The sequence below is a fragment of the Runella sp. R5_40 genome, from assembly GCF_057652295.1.
In genome coordinates this window covers 78,699-100,385 of record NZ_JBYFCH010000014.1, presented here as the reverse complement: position 1 = coordinate 100,385, position 21,687 = coordinate 78,699, and the positions used below count along the sequence as shown (strand labels likewise).

Annotated in this window: 17 protein-coding genes; 8 read left to right on the top strand and 9 right to left on the bottom strand. The window is 44.4% G+C overall.

Features of this window, described 5'->3' with window-relative positions:
* Positions 1-6: 6 nt before the first annotated feature.
* Entirely contained in the window at positions 7-1,440 is a 1,434-nt protein-coding gene (locus AC23N5_RS20965; RefSeq protein ID WP_487757117.1) for a RagB/SusD family nutrient uptake outer membrane protein, read from the top strand.
* Positions 1,441-1,568: 128 nt separating this feature from the next.
* On the opposite strand, the gene AC23N5_RS20960 is transcribed toward AC23N5_RS20965, so the two are convergent.
* The 3 genes from AC23N5_RS20960 to murA all read right to left on the bottom strand — a co-directional run bounded on the left by AC23N5_RS20960 (position 1,569) and on the right by murA (position 5,994).
* Positions 1,569-2,816: an MFS transporter gene (locus AC23N5_RS20960; protein ID WP_487757116.1), complete on the bottom strand. Its 1,248-nt coding sequence runs from the start codon at positions 2,814-2,816 to the stop codon at positions 1,569-1,571.
* A gap of 13 nt (positions 2,817-2,829) precedes the next feature.
* A complete protein-coding gene (locus tag AC23N5_RS20955; RefSeq protein WP_487757115.1) occupies positions 2,830-4,620 on the bottom strand; it encodes a 3-keto-alpha-glucoside-1,2-lyase-like domain-containing protein in 1,791 nt (596 codons plus the stop codon).
* Positions 4,621-4,686: 66 nt separating this feature from the next.
* On the bottom strand, positions 4,687-5,994 hold the full coding sequence (murA, locus tag AC23N5_RS20950; protein WP_122930893.1) for a UDP-N-acetylglucosamine 1-carboxyvinyltransferase: 1,308 nt from the start codon (positions 5,992-5,994) through the stop codon (positions 4,687-4,689).
* Between the two features lie 454 nt (positions 5,995-6,448).
* On the opposite strand from murA, the gene rbp reads away from it, so the two are divergent.
* Positions 6,449-6,835, top strand: a complete 387-nt coding sequence (gene rbp, locus AC23N5_RS20945) for an RNA-binding regulator (RefSeq protein WP_028526504.1) — start codon at positions 6,449-6,451, stop codon at positions 6,833-6,835.
* Positions 6,836-6,891: 56 nt separating this feature from the next.
* Here the strand turns inward: rbp and AC23N5_RS20940 are convergent, their stop codons facing one another.
* On the bottom strand, positions 6,892-7,356 hold the full coding sequence (locus tag AC23N5_RS20940) for an Lrp/AsnC family transcriptional regulator (protein WP_183978078.1): 465 nt from the start codon (positions 7,354-7,356) through the stop codon (positions 6,892-6,894).
* 166 nt (positions 7,357-7,522) lie between these two features.
* On the opposite strand from AC23N5_RS20940, the gene AC23N5_RS20935 reads away from it, so the two are divergent.
* The 3 genes from AC23N5_RS20935 to AC23N5_RS20925 all read left to right on the top strand — a co-directional run bounded on the left by AC23N5_RS20935 (position 7,523) and on the right by AC23N5_RS20925 (position 11,793).
* Positions 7,523-8,776, top strand: coding sequence for a cystathionine gamma-synthase family protein (locus AC23N5_RS20935; RefSeq protein ID WP_487757114.1), 1,254 nt, complete (start codon positions 7,523-7,525; stop codon positions 8,774-8,776).
* 146 nt (positions 8,777-8,922) lie between these two features.
* Positions 8,923-11,283 (top strand): T9SS type A sorting domain-containing protein, encoded by a 2,361-nt coding sequence (locus AC23N5_RS20930; RefSeq protein ID WP_487757113.1) that lies wholly within the window; start codon positions 8,923-8,925, stop codon positions 11,281-11,283.
* Positions 11,284-11,403: 120 nt separating this feature from the next.
* Positions 11,404-11,793 (top strand): hypothetical protein, encoded by a 390-nt coding sequence (locus tag AC23N5_RS20925; protein WP_183978084.1) that lies wholly within the window; start codon positions 11,404-11,406, stop codon positions 11,791-11,793.
* 119 nt (positions 11,794-11,912) lie between these two features.
* Here the strand turns inward: AC23N5_RS20925 and AC23N5_RS20920 are convergent, their stop codons facing one another.
* A complete protein-coding gene (locus AC23N5_RS20920) occupies positions 11,913-12,680 on the bottom strand; it encodes a class I SAM-dependent methyltransferase (protein WP_487757112.1) in 768 nt (255 codons plus the stop codon).
* Positions 12,681-12,773: 93 nt separating this feature from the next.
* Here AC23N5_RS20920 and AC23N5_RS20915 point away from each other — a divergent pair, with 93 nt between their 5' ends.
* The gene (locus AC23N5_RS20915; RefSeq protein ID WP_229601437.1) at positions 12,774-13,130 is read left to right on the top strand and encodes a hypothetical protein; all 357 of its coding nucleotides are present in this window, start codon (positions 12,774-12,776) and stop codon (positions 13,128-13,130) included.
* A 365-nt stretch (positions 13,131-13,495) separates the two neighbouring features.
* A complete protein-coding gene (gene hisS, locus AC23N5_RS20910) occupies positions 13,496-14,857 on the top strand; it encodes a histidine--tRNA ligase (protein WP_487757111.1) in 1,362 nt (453 codons plus the stop codon).
* 69 nt (positions 14,858-14,926) lie between these two features.
* On the opposite strand, the gene AC23N5_RS20905 is transcribed toward hisS, so the two are convergent.
* Together AC23N5_RS20905 and AC23N5_RS20900 are read right to left on the bottom strand one after the other, a co-directional pair.
* Positions 14,927-16,336 carry a thioredoxin-like domain-containing protein gene (locus AC23N5_RS20905; protein WP_487757110.1) on the bottom strand — a complete coding sequence of 470 codons (1,410 nt, stop codon included), beginning with the start codon at positions 16,334-16,336 and terminating at the stop codon, positions 14,927-14,929.
* Positions 16,337-16,417: 81 nt separating this feature from the next.
* Positions 16,418-17,845 (bottom strand): DUF5106 domain-containing protein, encoded by a 1,428-nt coding sequence (locus AC23N5_RS20900; protein ID WP_487757109.1) that lies wholly within the window; start codon positions 17,843-17,845, stop codon positions 16,418-16,420.
* A 99-nt stretch (positions 17,846-17,944) separates the two neighbouring features.
* Between AC23N5_RS20900 and AC23N5_RS20895 the strand changes: the two genes are divergently transcribed.
* The gene (locus tag AC23N5_RS20895) at positions 17,945-18,709 is read left to right on the top strand and encodes a YdcF family protein (protein WP_487757108.1); all 765 of its coding nucleotides are present in this window, start codon (positions 17,945-17,947) and stop codon (positions 18,707-18,709) included.
* A 58-nt stretch (positions 18,710-18,767) separates the two neighbouring features.
* On the opposite strand, the gene pfkA is transcribed toward AC23N5_RS20895, so the two are convergent.
* Together pfkA and AC23N5_RS20885 are read right to left on the bottom strand one after the other, a co-directional pair.
* Positions 18,768-19,742: a 6-phosphofructokinase gene (pfkA, locus tag AC23N5_RS20890; protein WP_183978128.1), complete on the bottom strand. Its 975-nt coding sequence runs from the start codon at positions 19,740-19,742 to the stop codon at positions 18,768-18,770.
* A gap of 269 nt (positions 19,743-20,011) precedes the next feature.
* Complete coding sequence (locus tag AC23N5_RS20885; RefSeq protein WP_487757107.1) at positions 20,012-21,661, bottom strand: hypothetical protein; 1,650 nt, start codon at positions 21,659-21,661, stop codon at positions 20,012-20,014.
* Positions 21,662-21,687: the final 26 nt, after the last annotated feature.

Here is a 21,687-nt window from a genome sequence, read left to right as displayed (position 1 = left end):
AACACAATGAAAAGAAGATACATATACCTTACCGCCGTCGTACTAAGTCTGAGCGGTTGTAAAGAGAGTTTTTTGGCACTTGCCCCTATTTCCTCTACCAGCACTGCTACTTTTTATAAGACTGGCAATGACATGGTGATTGCCCTCAATGCGACCTATGGCTCACTTCAGTCCTCGGGACAATATGGCAGTTACTACGTAGTTTCAGAAATACCATCCGACGATACCACACCCGTATTGTCAGGTTCGGTTACTGACCAAGACGAGTTTGATAAGTTTTATCTCCGTACCACCAATCCTTTCTTAGCTACTCGCTGGAATGACGGCTACCGTGGTATTTACCGCGCCAATGCCATTATTGATCGGATTGCCGCAGTTACGATGGACGAGAACCTTAAAAAGCGGGTTGTTGGAGAAACCAAGTTTTTGCGGGCGCTGATGTATTTTAATTTAGTAAGGGTATTTGGCGATGTGCCGTTGGTGCTGAAAGAAACAACCGACCCTGCCGAAGGATATAATTATGACCGAGCGGCGGTAGCAGATGTATATGCCCAAATCGTCAAAGATTTGACTGAAGCTGAAGCAAGCCTTCCTGACCGATATACTGGAGCTGATGTAGGGCGCGCGACCAAAGGGGCGGCCAAATCGTTGCTCGGGAAAGTATATTTGACCCGTAAACAATACGCCGAAGCAGCAACAAAGCTCAAAGAGGTCATCGACGGTGGCGTATATGATTTGTTGCCTAACTACGCAGATGTATTCAAAGCGGCCAACAAAAACCATAAAGAATCGATTTTTGATATTCAATACAAAAAAGGTTCAATCGGAGAAGGAAACAGCCTCCCCAATACCTACGCTCCTGAAAACTCAGGCAACTCAGTGGTACAGTTTGGAGGAGGAGGGAACAACCGCCCTACCGCCGATTTTGTAAATGCCTACGAAGCGGGAGATTTACGCCAAAATGCCTCAATGGCAACGGGTTATACCAACGCCCAAGGAGTGCGCGTTGAGTATAATTACGTGCGTAAATATTCGGATGCTCCCACCGTCAGTGGTGATTCGGAAGATAATTTTCCTGTGTTACGCTATGCAGATGTGTTATTGATGTATGCCGAAGCCCTCAATGAAACGGCCAAACCTGCGGAGGCCCTGCCTTACCTCAACCGCGTTCGTCAAAGAGCGGGGTTAGCCGCAAAAGGCACGTTAAATCAGGCCGAAATGCGCCTAGCTATCGAGCAAGAACGCCGTATGGAGCTGGCGTTTGAAGGACATCGTTGGTTTGATTTAGTACGAACAGGCCGTGCAATTTCCGTACTAACGGCCAAGGCGCAAGCCATTGGCATTAAAGCCAGTTTAACCGAAAATAACCTCGTTTTTGCCGTTCCGCAAAGCCAGATAGATATTAATCCATCCAAGATTAAGCAAAATCCAGGGTACTAATGTTAGCAATAACAGCCTATTACTCGGCCATTTAAACTATATCTCCCATTGTTAGAAATACAAAAAGCGCAGCCCTATGATACGGGGCTGCGCTTGCTTTTTGTTAGTAAAGTTAAGTGCTAGAAGATTTAGCTTTCTTTCAAATTTACCGTTTTGGTAGGGTCAATTTTGAGCCAGAGCAACGCGGCTACAAACAAACAACCCGCAATTAGAAACAGGGGTATGTTGAAGTTTTTGGTGTTTTCGACCACCATTCCAAAGATAATCGTGATGAAAAACCCGCCCATTTGTCCCGCGAAATTCATCGAGCCAGCTACCGTTCCTGCATTTCGTTTGCCAATATCCACGCACACCGCAAAGGCAACGGGCAGGGCTAAGTCTTTGGTCAATACACAAATGGCTAACAAATAACCAGCTAACTGGTCGTCGGGCGTCAGGCCAGCGGCTAAGAAAAAGAAACTGGATAAGCCCAAACCCGTGAGTGCAACGGCGCGACGGCCAACTTTTAAACCGTATTTTTTGGTGAGAAAATCGCTGAGAATGCCGCCTACTACGCAGCCAATGGCGCCCAAAAAGTACGACAATGAAATGAAGTTTTTTGACTGTTCTTCGGTCATGTGGCGGCCTTCCTGAAAATAGGTAGAAGACCAATTGGTGAAGAAATAAGAGCCGTAAAAAAACAAATGACACATCAACATCAAGGCCCAGATGTCGGGATTGAGAATAATGGTTTTCCAAGGAATGGCGTGGTCGGTCTGTTTGAGATTTCTACCCGTTTCAATCTCTTGAATTTCTTCTTCGGAGATGCCTTCCATGGTGCGGGGTTCGTCGCGGAACCAAATAAACCACGCTAACGCCCAAAGCGCTCCCGCGGCACCCAGTACCACAAACGCCCAGCGCCAACCCACCGCATGAACCAACGGAATGACCAGCAGGGGAGTGAGTGCGCCGCCGATGCGCCCCGCCGCCCAAATGGCCGATTGGGCACGACCTACCTCGATGGCAGGAAACCAGCGCGAAATGGCAATGGTGGCATTAGGGTAAGCGCCAGCCTCGCCCATACCAAAAAGAAAACGTACGACGAGTAAATACAAAAAGTTGAAGGCAGTACCCGTCAGGGCAGTAAAGCCCGACCACCAAAGTACCACCCGCGTCAAAACGCGACGGGGGCCAAGGCGATCGCCCATGGCCCCCGTCGGGATTTCAAATAGTGCATAAGCCAATGAAAATGCGCCTAAAATCCAGCCTAATTCTTGGTTGTTTAAACCCAAATCGGCTTTGACGTACTTGCTGACAACGTTCATACAAACGCGGTCAAGGAAAGTGATAATCGAAAGCGCGAATAAAAAAGCAAGCGTTCGGTAGCGATATTTCATGGATTAAGGTTAGTTACCACATCAGCGAATAATTGATTTTTGACGCTGCGGGCACTACTAACTCTTGATTTCCGCCAATGGTTCGGATAGCCGCTCCGTCAGCTTGAATATAGTAACTTTTATCGACAACAAAGGTATTGTCGCTGATTTTTACGATTTCTTTTCCTGAAGCCAAACGGCATTTCAACGTAGCAGGAATAGTTCCTGTAATGCGAAGCTCACGGTTCAAGAATTTGCTATCAGCATCGGGGCGAATTTGGTCTTCGACTTTTACGCCAGCTACGTCATACTTGAACGTAGGACGACCTGCGGCGTCGATTTCGTATCCGCGTTGACGGAAGCCATCGGTTTCGCCGTAGGAAGCAGGCCAAGCCGTTTGTTCACTCGCAATCAATGCTAAAGTTGGCTGGTTGTTGAGGTTTAGCACACTTCCCTGAGGAATACTCATACCATTACCACGATCGTTCCACATGGGCGTCACGTCCAAGAAATCACCTTTCCACACGCGGGCTAATGCTCCTTTTTCGAGGTTGACGGCGTAGTGAATTCCTGTGGGTTCACCCACCGAAACCCCGTGTGAAACGTTTTCGTTGGCAATACGGAAAAAGCTACGGTGAACTACTGGTGTGCTGCCTGGGGCAACAAGGATAGGATTGGTAGGATTGCTAAGGTTGACAGAGCCCAATCCTTGCAATTCGATGGCACGGTTAAAGTCACTTTCTATCGACAACCCGAGCGATGATTTTGCCCAGTCGGTGTTTTTGTTATACACATATTCAAAAGGCACTTCGCCCGCTGGTAAATTAACTTTAGCTTGGCCTTCCCACCATTTCCATTTCAAGATTTCTTCGTTGTTTACCCTAAGGATACCATTACCACCGTTGTGTACGGTTTGGAAACGATACTCTCCAGCGACAGGTACAACCAATTTTCCTGTAAAACGCAATAGATAGCCGTTGTCTTTGTTGGCAACGTCGTACGTAAGTTTTTCCAGCGAACCCTCTTTGACCAACTTGGTTTTGCTGTAATCAGGCTCGGTCATAAAAATACCATCGTACTGGGCAAACTTTAGATCTTTCAATTGAGGCACCTGTTCGCCGTATTGTTTTACAGAAAGGTTGCGGAAAGCTACGCAGCCGTGGTCACCTTGAATAAGAATGGGGCCTTTGGCTACTTCACCGTCAAGGCTGCCGCGGGTAGGACCAGCAAGTTCTACGTTTTCCTGAACAGTGATGCCGTTGACCTCTATTTTTATGACTTTTGCGTTAGCGATTTTTTTACCAGCACCGTCGAAACGAGGAGCTTGGAAAATGATTTTCATGTGCTGCCATAAACCTGGGGCTTTGCTGGCATTCATGCGAGGGGCATAGCCTTCGTACCCCTTTTGTCCAGTGGGTCTAGATTCATCCCAACGCTCGTAGATAGCACCCAAATCGTGCGCGTGGGGTTGACGTACGCCCCAGCTATCAAATAATTGGATTTCGTACCGACCTTGTAGGTAAAAGCCTGAGTTAGATCCTCTGGCCATCATAAAGTCAAACTCTACGTCGGCATCACCGTGTTCAAAATTTGTCACTAAATCGTACTGACGACCGTATTTCCCTTTGGGATGAATACAAGCCAACACACCTTTACCCGCGGTGGTGCTCATGGCATTGTTTTGAACAAGGTCAACTACGGCATCTCCTACAATCGACCAGTTGGCAGAGGGGTTTTTGAAGGAGCTCAGGTCATTTAAAGAAACGGTTTGGCTTTTTACGACTAACGAAACAAGACTAAAAAGCGGTACTAATTTGCGTATCATGTTGGTTTGTTAAAATGTGCCTTTCGGCAGCGATGGTATTGGATTACGTGTTAAAGTCAAATCGCACTAAAGCCGAACAATGTCAGCGCCAATGGCATTGAGACGGGTGTCAATATTCTGATAACCACGGTCGATTTGCTCGATGTTATCAATAATACTCACTCCTTTGGCCGACAGGGCGGCAATCAACAACGATACTCCCGCACGGATGTCGGGGGAGGTCATGCGGATACCACGAAGCTGCGTAGCGCGGTTAAGCCCAACGACTGTGGCACGGTGGGGGTCACAAAGAATGATTTGGGCGCCCATTTCTATCAGTTTGTCAACGAAAAACAAACGGCTTTCAAACATTTTTTGGTGAATAAGCACCGTCCCTTTGGCCTGAATCGCTGTCACAAGGACAATGCTCAACAAGTCAGGCGTAAAACCTGGCCAAGGTGCATCGGCCACAACTAGCATCGAGCCGTCGATAAACGATTCTACTTCGTAGTGTTCTTGAGAAGGAATAAAAATATCGTCGCCTCGGAATTCCATTTGAATCCCCAATTTTTGGAAAACACCTGGAATAACGCCCAAATCAGGAACGGAGCAGTTTTTGATGGTGATTTCGCTTTTGGTCATCGCTGCCAACCCAATGAAAGAACCAATCTCAATCATGTCGGGAAGCATGGTGTGTTCCGTTCCAAAAAGTTCAGACACCCCTTCGATGCTAAGTAAGTTAGAACCTACGCCTGAGATTTTTGCTCCCATGCGGTTCAACATTTTACAAAGTTGTTGCAAATAAGGCTCACAAGCAGCGTTGTAAATGGTTGTAATGCCCTCGGCCATAACGGCCGCCATGACGATGTTTGCAGTACCAGTTACGGATGCTTCGTCGAGCAACATATAAACGCCCTTCAGCCCGCTGGCGTCCACTTGATAAAATCCGCCGTCGTTGGCATCGTATTCAAATTTTGCGCCCAAACGTTCAAATCCCAAAAAGTGAGTATCCAAACGGCGGCGGCCAATTTTGTCACCACCTGGGCGGGGAATACGCCCTTTTTTAAAACGCGCTAGCATAGGGCCTAAAAGCATCACCGATCCGCGAAGCGCGGCCGCTTTTTGGCGATACATTTCGGTTTCCATGAATTCGAGGTTGACGTCAGAAGCCTCAAAGCGAATGGACGAGTCGCTCAAACGGGTGCGTTTTACCCCCAAATCTCCCAATAAATCAATGAGTTGGTTTACATCTCTGATATTGGGAATATTATGAATAGTAACAGGTTCTTTGGTCAGTAAGACAGCACATAAGATTTGCAATGCTTCGTTTTTGGCACCTTGGGGAGTAATCTCACCTTTCAATGAATGCCCACCTGCTATTTTGAATGAAGCCATGTGTTGGAAATAAGCGTTAGGGGGATTGAAATAAACGTTCGGTTCGTATCTTTTTTGCAAAGCTATCATTTTTTAAAAAAAGATAACAATTGGAAGAAGCACCGAGGGCATAAAAAAAAGTCGTGGACAGCAACTGCCGTCCACGACTTTCGCGTGTGCGTTCCTCAAATAATAAGGCATGGTATGCCTACAAACTAAAAGTATTTGACCAATACCTTTGGCTTGCAAGTATATGTACGCAAAAAAGTGAACGAGGGTTGCTTCTTTCTTTAAAAAAGTTCAAAAAACATTCTTGGTTTTATGAATAAAGCGGAAATTACTTTTATATTTGTCTCGCTATAGGTAGTTTCTCTGTTTCTCTCGACTTGCTGTGTACTTGTCATTTGCTAGACGGAGTATTAGATCGAAGGCCGTCCATAGCGCACCAAGTCACATTATATCAAATTAATGCACAATGAACATTTATGTAGCAAATGTCCCGTTCAAAGCGAACGATGACGAATTAAACGAATTATTTGCGGAATTTGGGGAGGTATCGTCTGCCCGCATTATTATGGACAAGTTCACAGGCAAAAGCCGTGGTTTTGCGTTTGTCGAGATGCCTAACGATGAAGAAGGAAATCAAGCGATTTCACAACTTAATGGTTATGAGTTTTTAGGTAAAGTACTCGTTGTAAACGAGGCTCGTCCACGCGAAGATCGTCCACGCACGGGTGGAGGTGGTTTCGGTGGTGGCAACCGCGGTGGCGGTGGTGGCTACGGTGGCGGTGGTAACCGCGGCGGTGGCGGTGGTTACGGCGGCGGCGGTGGTCGTGATAACGATTATAAGAAGCGCTGGTAAGCTTACAACAATATTGAGAGCAAGAGCCGATTCTTTGGAATCGGCTCTTTTTTTGTCTATTCCAATGGTAAAGCTGTGGAATGTTTGATTTCGGTCATTACAAACGAACTTTGGGCGTTGCCAATGTTATCGAGTTTAGCCAATTTATTGACGATAAAATGCTGGTAGGCTGTCATGTCTTTGACCATTACCTTGAGTAAGTAATCAAAATTTCCTGCTATGTGATAACATTCAATCACTTCTTTAAGTGAAACTACCTCATGCTCAAATTTCTTGAGGTAGGGATGACTGTGCTCTTTTAGCCATACATTACAAAATCCTACCAGTCCTTTCTCTACTTTGTGCTTGTCAATCAGCGCTACATATTGGGTGATAATCCCTTCTTTTTCTAAACGTTTGATGCGTTCATGGACGGGTGTGGTGGTTAAACTAAGCTTTGATGCCAGTTCTTTGGTGGTCAATTGGGCATCTTCTTGGAGGTACTGTAATAGCTTACGGTCAATCGAATCTAAAGGACTCATAGATAGTCAGTGGTTTTTTCTAAAGATATTCAAATAGCGAAACCAAATTGGAAAAATATTCTATAAAATTACAAATTGTAGCATATATTTCTAAAAATAAGAAAAATAGTGGATAATGATTCGTGAGAATGGTTGCTTTGCCTATCAACAAAACGACCAACTTCGTATGAAAACACATGAATTTAGTCCCGAAAGTCTAATGATGTCGTACGGGTACAAACCCGAACTCTCTGAGGGAGCAATTAAATGCCCTATTTTTCAGACTTCTACTTTTGTATTCAAACGTGCTGAAGAGGGCAAGGCATTTTTTGAAGTAGCTTACGGCTTGCGTCCAAAAAATGAAAAGGAAGAACAAGGGCTAATTTATAGCCGATTGAACAACCCCGATCTCGAAATTTTAGAAAATCGCTTGTCATTGTGGGAAGGGGCCGAAGATTGCGCTACGTTTGAAAGCGGGATGTCAGCCATCACAACGATTTTATTGGAGTTCCTAACTCCAGGTGATTTACTGCTTTGTAGTAGTCCACTGTATGGGGGAACTGACCATTTTATCAAACATTTTTTGACCAAATACGGCATTCACTATTTGGAGTTTTCGCCCAATAGCACTGAAGAAGAAATCAAACAAATGATACTCCAATCAGGAAAGGCAGACCGCTTGGCCATGATTTACATTGAAACGCCCGCAAACCCCACCAATGCACTCATTGATATTGCCATGTGTCGTCGTGTGGCAGATGCTTTTAAGATGCCCGAGCGCCAAATTTATATTGCAGTCGATAATACTTACATGGGGCCGCTTTGGCAGCATCCTTTAAAATTAGGGGCTGATTTTTCACTGTATTCTGCCACAAAATACATCGGTGGACATAGTGATGTCATCGCAGGTGCTGTGTGTGGTAGTAAGGAAGTGATAACGAGGGCAAAAACGTTACGGACTTTTTTGGGAAATATGGCGGGACCTTGGACAGGGTGGTTGTTGCTACGGAGTTTGGAAACGCTCAAAGTACGGATGGAACAACAAGCTGCCAATGCCAAAGAGGTTGCAGCCTATTTACAAACCCACCCTAAAGTCAAAAAGGTACATTATTTGGGGCTTCTGACCCCAGCAGATGGCAATCAGTACGAGATTTATTGTCGTCAATATTCATCTTCGGGTGCCATGTTGGCCTTTGATGTGGTCGGTGGAGAAACAGAAGCCTTTCGGTTTTTAAACGCGCTTAAACTGATTAAACTTGCCGTGAGTCTAGGAAGCACCGAGTCTTTGGCCGAACATCCTTATACTATGACCCATGCAGGCGTAGAGATAAGCCATAAGCTATCATTAGGCTTAACCGAAAGCATGGTACGGCTGTCAGTCGGCGTTGAAAACAGCAAAGATATTATCTGGGACATCGAGCAGGCGCTTGCACAGGTGTAGTAAAAAAGTAAACTATTGCCATTGGAGCGAACCTATTTTTATGGTAGGTTCGCTTTTTTATTGTACTTTCCAACCATTTTATTGTGAAATGCGTCTAAAGTGATTGAATAGTAACATTTCCCTACACCGTTTTTAATATTTATACTATGAAACGATTATTGTTTACCCCACTATTAGTAGCCTTGAGTGTTTACTCAGTTTGGGCACAGTCAACTCTCGATGTTCGTACCCAATGGGAAAAAGGCTACGGAGCCTCTTTGTTGGGTGAGGTTGCCTTAGGATGGCCTGTGAGTAAGGCAACGCCCAACGGAAACATACTTTTTAGTTTCCCGTACCGTCTTTGTGCTTCTAAGTGCAGTACTACCATTGTTTATAGAAGCATTGTCCGCGATAGCCTTTACAAAACAGAAGGCAGCTATGTGCCTTCGCAGGGCGGCGCATTAGCTTTTGTGAAAGGATATTCAACCAAATTAAGCGGTGGTTGGGATGAGGCTACCAATAAATTTTACACAACCAGCACTTATTACTCCCCTAATTTCGACGAGATAGGAAAGGTTACCCAATCGCAACCAGCGTATATTAGCTCGGTCAACCCACTGTCAAATGGCGCACTTATCATGAGTACCACGGCGACAATGGGAGATTATAGTGATAGCCTCGTTCGGTACGATGCGCAAGGGAAGCGGGTTTGGGCAGTTGCTACTGCCAACTATAACCGAACTCAAAATGAAACCACTTGGCGCGCAAGTGCTACCGTCACTCCGATGTATCACGGTGAAGAAGCTGCGTTTATCAGCTCAAAATCTGTACGGGACATCAATAATTTTAACACAATTATTTCCCAGCAGACTGACTTGAAGGTGCTTACTGGAAACGGAACCGAAAAGTGGAGTGCCATCATCGAATCGCCACTGACGTACACCAAAGTAGTGGGAACGGATACGCAAGGACAGTGGTATGTTTTGACGCAGCGCGATTCGTTGGGGCGTGTATTGACGTTTTCAGGAGAGGGCGTGAAAGTAAACGAAGTAGTGATTTCGATTCCTAATTTGAATAATAATATGGGAGTAGAAATTCAAAAAACGGCTGATGATGGTTTTGTGCTGTATTGCCGTAATGTTTTGAATACGTTTTTTGCCAAATATAGTAAGACAGGGACGCGTGAGTGGAGTTATCAGATGCCTACCTACGTTGATCAGTTAAAAATCACTTCGACTGGGAACATCATTGCTTATACCCAATACCTGAATCCGTACAATTTAACCATACTTTCGCCAACGGGGGCAGAAAAAAACAAGCTGTCACTTTTTCATTTAATGGAAGGTAGCAATGGCTGGCTCTATGGGACTACCTTGGATAAATTGTACGCCATTAATCCACTAGGCGAAATCGCGTGGACGATAAACCGCGCAAGTGCACGGGCTGTTGCAAGCGAAGATGTAGATGGGGGCATACTGCTGACTGAAACATTTTCAACAAAGAACCCAACTGCCAGTCCTTATCTTGGCGCGTGGAATCTTGATGTGGTTAATACATTTACCCTTAGCAAATATTCAAAAGAAGGAAAATTGCTTTGGAAAACACCAATTAATAAGACAGTCACCGAGCCAGACTATCAGGTTCGTTTTATGGCAGGTGCCTACCCCTCTAAAGAAACAAAAGGCGCTTACTTGCTCACTTCTCAGGTGATTACGATGAGTAAAAATGCCAGTATAGGAAATCAAAGTAATGTTAACTACAGTACTTCGGTTATCAAAATAACGCGTCCTTGCTATACCCAATTGACGGCTACGTTAGCCACTGCTTCGCCATCTTTGTGCGGAGGACAAACGGTGAAATTAGAAGCAAACCCCGATTCGTTGGGCTTTTTGACCTACCAGTGGCAGCGCGACGGGCAGGCAATCATCACCAATCGCCAATCTACTTTTGAAACCACCACCGAAGGTGTCTATCGGGTGATGGTCTCTGACTCAGTTTGTGGAACAAGCGCACTTTCTTCAACCATTGAAATAAAATCAACACCCAATGCCTCCGCGACTTTGGTGACAAATCCACCTGTATATGCCCCCAATAAAGCCAAATTACAAGCCAATGAAGGAGCAGGGTTGACTTATCAATGGTTGAAAAATGGACAGGAAATCGTGGGAGCGGTGGCGTCGAGCTATGAAACAGCCGAAAGTGGCGCGTTTTCGGTGAAAGTAAGCCGCGATGGATGCAGCCGTACATCGCCCCCGTTGACGGTAGAGGTAATGCTACCGTTGGGAGTGGAAGGAACGACCGAAGCCGAACTGCATATTTCTCCTAACCCCAATGTGGGACAGTTTGAATTAAAACTCCCGACAGGGTGGGAGCGGGCTCAAATAAAACTGCATGATGTTTTGGGACGTGATATTCCTGTAAATCAGTCCAATGGCCGAGTGACTGTACAAACGGTGGCTGGTATGTACTGGCTCAAAGCTCTGTTTGAAGGCCGCGAACTCACCCAAAAAGTGGTTATTCACCCCTAAAATTACTGTTAATTCTAAGGCTATTCTAATCTTGCCTTAATACGCCTCTAATATGGGTGTAGTACCTTTGTCATGTCCTAAAAGAAGGACGTATTCCAAAAATCATAAATCGTTACAATTATGAAATCGTTAATCACAACCATAGCAGCTGTTGCATTGTTGAGTACCACATCCGTAATGGCCCAACTCAATTCACCACATAACTACAAGCGCCCTGTTTCGCAAAAAAGCACAACAAAAAGCGCAAACATTGTGGTTGAAGACCGAGTAGCCCCTTTAAAATTGAACAACAACGTAGCATCGGTACACAATTATAAGCGACAAGGAAGTGCTAATTTTCAGCAAGAGTCAATTGTGGCTTTGAGCGCACCAGTGATTGGTAATAGCCCACAAAATCCGACGGCATTGCCTAATTATTACAAGAGCCAGTTTAAACCAACGGTGTCAGAAAATAGAAGTGCAATAAAAGTGAAGAAAGACGACGTGCGGACTGACACATTGGCAAGATAAGTTTTTAAGAATCCACACTGTTTCTTTTCTATTGTGAGTTTAGAAGAGGAAATATTTCTACTAGTTGAAGAGCCACGAGAGATTTCTCCCGTGGCTCTTTTGTATCTTGTTGGCGGAGGTTATACCTTTTGGCAAAAATAGATAATCTCGCTACCAGGTAAGGCAAAACGCTTTGCTTCTTCTTTGCTAAGTTCGTCCATCACAAAACGGTCTTCGGTTACTTTAAATCCACCTTTTTCGAGGCGTTGGCCGTAATCGCGCCCAAAAAGGCGCACGTGGTCATCTTGCCAAAAAAGCCTTTCACGCTCTTTGGGGTCGGTGATAGTCGGGTCTTCAAACGTGGTAGCCCTCGACCAATCTTGCGGAGACTGAATAATGGCCCAGCCGCCAGGTTTGAGCACCCGATAAAGCTCGGACATGGCCTTGATGTCATCCTCAACGTGCTCCATGACGTGGTTACAGAAAGCCACATCGAAGGTGTTGGCTTCAAATGGAATTTGGTGGATGTCCATTTTGACCTTTGCCAAAGGCGATTCGATGTCAGCCGTGATGTAGTCGATGTTTTTTAAACGTTCAAAACGGTCGATAAAACAATATTCGGGAGCTACGTGAAGAAGTTTCAGGTTGTCTTTGAAAAAGTTGGTTTTCCGTTGGAGGTACAAATACATCAGCCGGTGGCGTTCGAGCGACAAGCAGTTTGGACAAAGGGCATTGTCGCGCCCAGAGCGGCCATAAGGTAAAAATTTGCGGAATTCGCTGCCGCACACACTGCATTCCACTCCCTTACCACTGTAAAAAATAGCCAATACGCGTACGCCAATGTGACTAACCAACTGCAAGTACTTACGCGGGATATGCCGCAAAACCCAACTAATAATGTCTTTCATTCGTGAATTTTATCAAATTTTTATTCTACAAGTGCTGCAAAGTTTTTACTTTTCGCCATAATTCCAAAACCAATTACGACACCACTAACAAAGATGATTCCAAAAACATCGAAACCGCCTGGTAAAAAGCTCATCAAGCGCATGAGTTCGCGTACAAAATCATACATTTTGGCACCCATCAGTCTATTAATGATTGGCTATGGCTTGTGCGTTTTTAGTGAAGCAGGCCACCTCAAGCATACAAACGCTCCCTTTCGTCAGTGGTTTATGATGGGAACCTACAGCTTGGTGGTCATCAATGCAGGGCTTGGCTTCTTTGGTCAGGCAATTGTATTTAGGATTCAATACCAATTCAGACAAGAAACGCGGCGAAAGTTGAAAAAGATGCAAAAGGAGGTTGAGCTTGCGCTGAAAAAGAAAAATGCCGCTCAAGGCGGCAAGATTGTTTAAGCTTTAGCGGCGAACTCAGCCTTGATAGCTTCAACGTCCACTCTCTTAATTTCTGGTTTCCAGCTGCGTTGTTTCATTAACACTTGCTTGTTCTGTGGAATCATTACGTTGCGCTTACTTTTACGCAAAAGTTTAGTAACTGCCATTGTCGTATTATCTAAATGTATTGTATGTTTCTTGTAAAATGAGCCGCAAAAATACGGATTCATTTTTAAAAAAGTAAGCTCTTTCGCTCTTTTTTTTCGGTAGAGACGCTACTTTTGTGGTTAGAAAAGTCCACAGTTCATTGGCCACCCCTGATGGTCAATGAACTGAATTCAAAAAAAGCACTGTGGACTGTGGACTATCAACTACCGACTATAACAATGAGTAAGCCCTCTTTGGCCCGTGGAACGCGCGATTTTGGCCCCGCGCAAATGAATAAGCGTAATTACATTTTTGATACAATTCGACGCGTTTTTCAGCGATATGGGTTTCAGCCACTCGAAACACCTTCCATCGAAAATCTTTCCGTTTTGATGGGAAAATATGGCGATGAAGGAGATCAGTTGCTGTTTAAAATTCTGAACTCAGGTAATTTTATTGAAAAAGTTACCGAAACCGATTTGCAAGAGGGGTATAAAAAAATGACCCTCAAAGTGTCGGAAAAAGGACTACGATACGACCTTACCGTGCCTTTTGCGCGTTATGTGGTGATGAACCGTAGTGATTTGGTGATGCCCTTTAAGCGTTATCAAATTCAACCTGTGTGGCGTGCTGATCGTCCTCAACGCGGTCGCTATCGTGAGTTTTATCAGTGCGACGCCGACGTGGTAGGCACCGATTCGTTGGTGTGTGAGGCCGAAATTGTGTTGATGATTCACGAAGTGTTGCGTGGTTTGGGCGTTGAAAATTTTACGGTAAAAATCAATAACCGTAAAATTTTGAGCGGAATTGCCGAGGTAATTGGCGCCCCTGGACAGGAAGGCCCGATGTGCGTGGCCATCGACAAATTGGATAAAATTGGAAAAGAAAAGGTAGAAGAAGAACTGGCGTCGCGGGGATTCTCGGCAGAAACCATTGCCAAACTTCAGCCCATTTATGAACTAACCAACGACCAATCAACGATTTTTGAGCGCTTGAAAGCGTGGTTGGCTGATTCTGAAATTGGTACGAAAGGAGTGACGGAGTTGGAAGAAGTTTGGAATAAAGTAACACACTTTGGCCTCAATGCACCACAAATGGAACTCGACGTGACGCTCGCGCGCGGTTTGAGCTATTATACAGGGGCGATTTTTGAGGTAAAAGCGAACGGTGTACAAATGGGAAGTATTTCGGGTGGTGGTCGTTATGACAACCTAACGGGGACATTTGGAATGCCAGGACTTTCGGGGGTGGGGATTTCGTTTGGGGTTGATCGTATCTATGATGTGATGGAAGAACTCCAATTATTTCCCGAAAATCAGTCGGTTTCTACCCAAGTGATGATTACCAATTTTGATGCTGCGGCTGAGGCACACGGCTTGGGGGTTCTTCGCCAATTGCGCGAGGCAGGTATCAATGCCGAATTGTACCCCGATGCTTCAAAACTCAAGAAACAATTTGATTATGCCGACCGTAAGCGCATTCCGTACGTGCTAATCATTGGGTCAGAAGAAATTCAAACGGGGACGTACTCGCTAAAAAATATGCACTCAGGGGAGCAACAGAAATTAGACTTGGCCTCTATCCTCGCTTTATTTGCCTAACGACTACTGGCTGTATTGTCCACAAAAAATCCCCGTGAATTCAATTTCGCGGGGATTTTTTGTGGAGCTTTATTTCTTTGAAAGCTTCGATTGTTCTTCATAAAAATCAATGAAACTATCTAGTTGCTCTACAGCCATCTTGCGGGCGATAATTTTCTTGTCTTTGTCTAACACATACACCATGGGCGTGTTTACCACGTCAAATTCTTTGCGGAAATCAGTTCTGAAACTGAAATCATACCCGTGACGCCATGCACCTACGCCAAAATCATGGATGTATTTTTTCCAATTGTCGGGCGAACCCGTCACTGACACTGCCAAAACTTTAACGCTGGATGAATATTTTTCCGAAAACCGTTTTAACTCAGGAGTTGACTGTCGGCAATGCCCACAATCGGGGTCATAGAAAAACACAACGGTGTATTTCGATTGAATGTCTGCTAGTTTAAAACCAATTCTTGCGGTATCGCTGAGGGCAAGTGCAGGCATGGACTTGCCGACGAGCAATGGTTTCATAATTGCTACCCTACTACGGATATTCTGCACTGTACTGGAGTCGGTGATGGGCATAATGCCGCCTAAATAATATTTTTCGGCCAAGTGTACAAACACAGCATCGCCTCCAACAGTATTTGGGGTTTCGGCTTGGTTGGTCAGATACCAAATACAATAGGCCTGCATTTCTTTGCTTCCACCTTTCAGTGCTTTTCCGATCACATAGTCGCTGGCCTGAATGAGTGAATCTGGCGCTGGAAACGTCAGGTTTTGAAGGTAGCGTTCGAGTTTGCGTTGGAGAAAAGGCGTGCGAACGAGGCGTTCGTCACTAAAATCAAAATTATCCCAAAAATGCGCACGGTAATAGTTAAACAACCAAGCCGAATCAGGGCGGCCATCGGGGCGTTTGGGAGGCGTAGGAAGCGCAATTTCATTACTAGCACTCAAAATTTTCCCCGTAAAGGTAGCAGCGTTTTCTTTGACAAACTGATGGTAAAATTCCGACATTTGACGACGAATATTACCAATTTTTGCTTGACTTATCATGTCTTGCCGTACCTTTGCTTGGGCTTGAACCAAGGTTAATTCTTGGGAGTAACCAAGCATTTTTTGCTGGTAGTTGAAAAAACGCTCGTTGTCGGGCGAACCTTCTATTTTCATGTTACCAACAATACTTAACGTATCGCTGACAAACGAAAAGTGCTGTTCTGGACCCACGATAAAATCAAGTAAGCGGCTTTTGTTGGGTTTTAATACCATGTAAAGGCCCTCTGGTAGCGATTTTGAGCCCGTAAAACTCAAAACACCTTTGTCGTCAACAAGGGCAGTATCTTTGGTGATGGTTTGGTCATACCCAAAATAGTGAGCCAAGGTATAAGCACCAGGCTTGAGCCCTTTGATAGTGCCTTCGATTTTGTAGCCACTTTGTGCCCAGCTTTGGCTGTATAATAAGTACGTAAATAAAAGTAAAGCTATTTTTTTCATAGTAGGTAGGTTACGAGGGGTAACCTCCCGAAAGTTTTGAACTTTCGGGAGGTTCAAAACTTTCGGGAGGTTCAAAACGAGCTATTTAGAACTACTTTTTTTCTGTTCTTGCGCAATTTGATTTTTGTAAACATTCAAAAACGGTTCAATATCTTCGACACCGAGGCGGCGGGCAATGATTTTCTTCGATTTGTCAAGAATATAAATCGTAGGTGTAGAAAAAACATCGTAGTCGGTACGATACACGACCTGCCTTGAAGCGACCAATCCGTAGCCATTGGTCAGGTTTTCGAGCTTAAATTCTTTGATAAATTTCCGCCATTCATCTTCGCTACCATCTACCGAAATGGTCATTAGTTCTACCCCTTGCGAATAAAGCTTCTCTTGCAAAGCTTTTAGCTTGGGTGCCGATTCGCGGCAGTGACCACAAGTCGGTGAATAAAAAAACAATACCTGATAATCGGCTTTTACGCCATGAATGTACTCAAGACGGTCGGCGGCGCGGTAGCTCATTACCCCAATGTCAGGAATCACTTTGTTGACCAAAAGTGGTTTTAGAACCTTGATGCGGTCACGAACGTTTTTGAGGGTACTCGTGTCTGAAACGGGCATGATTCCCGTGAGGTAATATTTTTCGCCCATGTGGACAAATACGCCTTCGGTTCCAACAATTTTGGCGTTTTCGTATTGGTTGGTAATGAACCAAATACAGTACGAAATAATGTCTTTTTTCTTACCCGCAATGGCCTTGCCAACGACGAAATCGGCTTCTTTGGTAATAGAATCTTCCGACTGAATCGTCAAATCTTGGAAATAACGTTTGAGTTTTTGTTCAAGGAAAGGTGTCTGAATCATTCGTTCATCGGCAAAGTCAAAACTATCCCAAAAGTGAGCTTTGTAATAATTAAACATCCACAAAGAATCCACCTTTCCGTTGGCTTTTTTGGGAGCAGGTGGAATTTCGGGTTCTGCAGACGTTTTGAACAGCTTCACCGTAAAGCTGCCCTCGTTGTCACTCATAAATTTATCATAGAAGGCTTTCCGTTGCTCTTGCAAATCTTTGTACCGCTTGTCAGTTTCGGGGAGTTTGCTGTCTCTCAATTGTTTATACTGGTTGTCTTTTTCCCGCATAAACTTTTGAAACTGGTAAAAGAGCTCGTTGTCGCGGCTACCAGAAAACTTCGTGCTTGAAATCAAATCAGTGGTATCGCATTGGAAGCTAAATTGTTGGTCATCAGTGATTAATACGCGAAATAAATTTTTGCGATCTGGAAAAACGACCTCATAAACACCACCTAGCAGCGGTTTTTCACCTTCAAAAACAAACTTTCCGTAGGCGTCGATTTTGGCAGTGTCTTTGGCATAAATCTGGGTTCCATAGTAGTTTGCCAAGATACAATCACCACTCTTAAAATTCTTCACTTGCCCTTCAATTCGATAATTGCCTTGTCCATTTACGCCGTAAAAGACGCAGAGAAGAAGAAAGAAAAGCGTACTCGTAAATTTCATGTTGATTTTATTTTATTGTAATCCCAAAAATAGCGTAATTATTTTTAGTTACTTAAACGAAATTTTCGCGTTTTTAGCGTTCGATTTACAACCCAGTTTATGTTTTATATTCTCTCCAAGACATTTGACGTATTATTAATGCCCCTGACAATGGTTTCAATCGCCATTGTTTATGCAATGTTTCTCAAAAACCGTACCCGAAGCCGTTGGATTACAGGATTGTCTCTCTTTTTTTTGTATTTGATGAGTAGTCCCATCTTGGTGAATGAACTTTTGAAGGTATGGGAGACGCCTTCTCAGGCGATTTCGAGTGAGTACCAAGTGGGGGCTGTGTTGACGGGCGGCATCATCAAAAAGTATGACTATCAAACAAAGCAAGTGTGGTTGGGCAAAAGCGGTGACCGAGCTACGCAGGCTTTTGAGTTGTACCGATTGGGCAAAATCAAAAAAATAATCATCAGCGGAGGCGAAGGGTCTTTTTTGACCAATAAACATACTACTTCCGAAAACGACGGTATCCGACAATACTTGATTTATTCGGGTGTACCTGCCGAAGATATTATTCAGGAACCCATGGCGCGCAACACACGTGACAATGCCGCTTACACGGCAAAAATCCTGAAAGAACAATTAGGAACCAGCAAATGTGTCGTCATCACTTCGGCATTTCATACACCAAGGGCGTTGGGATGTTTCCAAAAAGCGGGGGTAGAGGTGGTGCCTTCTCCTGCCCACTTTTTGCAAGAGAATTACGACATCTGGATTGACAAGTTTTTCCCTTCGGAAGAAGCGCTCGTTGCGTTTTATTTCGTTTGGCACGAAATGGTTGGCTACACGATCTATAAAGTAATGGGATACTTGTAGAAGAAAAATAATACATCTGGGGAGTCGGATGACACCACCAGATGTAGAATAGAATGTACTACGTACTTAAGATTTTTACCATTCGCAACATGTCTTCATTGATTGGTTTTGGCAATCGAATGGTGTCACGGAAAGGGGTATATACCAGTTCGTTGTTGATGATTCCCACCATCATATTTTTCTGGCCGTTCATGAGTCCTTCTACGGCACCCAATCCAAGGCGACTGGCCAAGATGCGGTCATAAGCCGTAGGGATACCTCCCCGCTGAATGTGACCGAGGGTGGTTACCCGAATGTCCATATCAACTTCCAAGCGTGCCTTGATTTTATCGGCTACTTCGGCGGCGTTTCCTTCTTCGTCTCCTTCAGCTACGACGATGATAGACGATGATTTTGAACGGTTCCAGCCTTGTTTGAGGGTTTCTACTACTTCCGAAATCGGCGTGAGTACTTCGGGAACCATTACAATTTCGGCCCCGCCAGCAATTCCGCACTGGATGGCAATGTAGCCAGAGTCACGACCCATTACTTCAATAAAAAACACGCGGTCGTGCGAGTCTGCCGTATCACGAATTTTGTCGATGGCTTCCAAGGCCGTATTTACTGCCGTATCGTAGCCAATGGTATGGTCTGTTCCGTAGAGGTCGTTGTCGATTGTTCCAGGGGCACCAACAGTCGGGATGCCGTACTCGTCAAAAAAGATAGTTGCCCCCGTAAAAGTTCCGTTACCACCAACGGCTACAAGTCCTTCAATGCCAAATTTTTGAATTTGTTCGTAGGCTTTTTGACGGCCTTCTTTGGTCATGAACTCTTTGCTTCTAGCCGACTTGAGGATGGTACCACCGCGTTGAATAATATTGCTAACAGAATGAGAAGTCATCTGATAAATGTCACCGGCAATCATGCCGTTGTATCCGCGTCGGATGCCATATACTTCGATACCATAATAGATGGCGCTTCGAACCACAGCGCGAATACACGCGTTCATACCAGGGGCGTCGCCACCAGAGGTAAAGACTGCTATTTTTTTAATCATAAGTTAGGTATTAAGGTGGTTAGTTATTTCAGCAGTTAATAAGATACACAAGCCGTATTAGCTACTTCAAACACACAAATTTATTTTGTATTTCGGTGAAATACCGAATATTTTGAAAATTTCTTCAAAATTTAACCGAAGCATCTCCCGCGTTATGGGCGGAAATCTATCATTTTTGATAACTGATTTCTAGGTAATTTTGACGATGACTTATGGAAATTAAAATGCGTAATGGTCTGTTAGTCAAGAGTTAATGTTTTGTTTTGTTATTTGTGCGAATAAATTTTTACTCCCTCTACTTCTGCCCTAAACTGGTAATTTTTAGCAATAAATTCGGCCAATTCGGGGTAATTATGGTGTCCATATTTTTTGGGGTTATCCATCCAAATGGTTCTTGGAGTGACAGCATCCACAAAAATAGCAGGTTGATTTCGTTTCAAATCACTCAAATACCGTTGATAGTAGTATTTTTGATAGGAATGGTACATCCCGCTACGAGGTGTATGGTTTTCGTTAACTCCTTGGGGCATTTGGGTAGCTACGTATAAATCGCACGACCATCCCCAGACGGCCATGTATTGTCCTGGGGTACCATATTGGAGAATTTGGTGGGCAACTTTTGCCCGTGTAACATCGGCAGGGCGTGGCGTAGAAGTAAATTTATTTGTGGGCCTATTATGCACCGTATTGTTAACAAAAAGCACAAAAAAAGCTACTTGGGTCGAAACCATCACCCATTTGGTTTGAGATGGGAGGTGTTTTAAAAAAAGGCTAAATAACAGCAAAAAGGGCAAAAACAAGTAATGAAAGTAGTGCTCGTAAAAACTACCCGTTCGGGAGATAGCTAGGTTGGCCATTAACAAATATCCCCCCAACATCACCCAAAAATAAGCGTCAAGCGAAACGCCGTTGCGTATGCGCTTTTTGATGATTATTGCAAGACCAGCCACCAAAGAAAGCAGCATAAAGGGATAGAGAAGCCACTCAAACCCGCAGCCTTTGTTGATAATTACCCAAGGGAGGCGGAAGAAGTTAACGAACTTACTTCGTTTTACAACACTGCCAGCAAGGTTGTCTTTATAGGCCAAATTGGCCTCGATGTAATACGTATAAAAATCGTCTAAGACGTCGTTTTTGGCCAGAAAAAGGCACCAAACAGCCCACAAACTCACAAATCCCAGCGTTAAGTAAAGAAAATGGGAGAGGAGTTTGGAACGTTGGTACAAAAACAATTGGACACAAGCATAAACGCCAATGACAAAAGCCATGGGTAAGGCTTGGAGTTTGCACAAAGGAATCATGCCAAGTAGTACCCCAAAAATTACTAATTCGCTTGCCTGAAAACCTTTTTTTTGATTCCAATAGGCTAAGAAAAAGACCGTGGCGTTGAGGACTAAAATGGAGGTGATTTCGCTGTAGAAAATGATAAAATCGGGATATTGGGCCAAACTGATAAAAGAAACAAAGGGAAGCAAAGCCCACTGAGCGGTGGCAGCAAGGTTTAGAACTTTGGCCGTGAAATAACCGATTAAAAGCCCCAGTAGGGTCAGAACCCAACTGAGAATATGTGCCAAATGAAAATCGAGGGTAAAACCAAGATGGGCAAATCCACTCAATAAATAACTGGTCAGTGGTCCGCCCGTGGTAGGGTCGATGGAGCGATACACCACAGGGTCGATGGAAAGCGTTAGACCTTGGGCCAGCATTTGGCTTTCGTCGGGATCGAGTTCATGGTTAAACAGAAAAGCTGGAAGCCGCATGAGGGCGGTAAGCGCCACTAAAACGACAATAAAAACGCCATCCGAAAGCGGACGTTTTCGAAGCAAAATCCAAACACTAAATGCTGCAATGAGCAGGTGACCTACGAGTTGGAAAACAAATGGGTTTGTACTAAACTGGACCTCCAGAGGATTCATAACAACTGAGTAATGGATAATGCTAA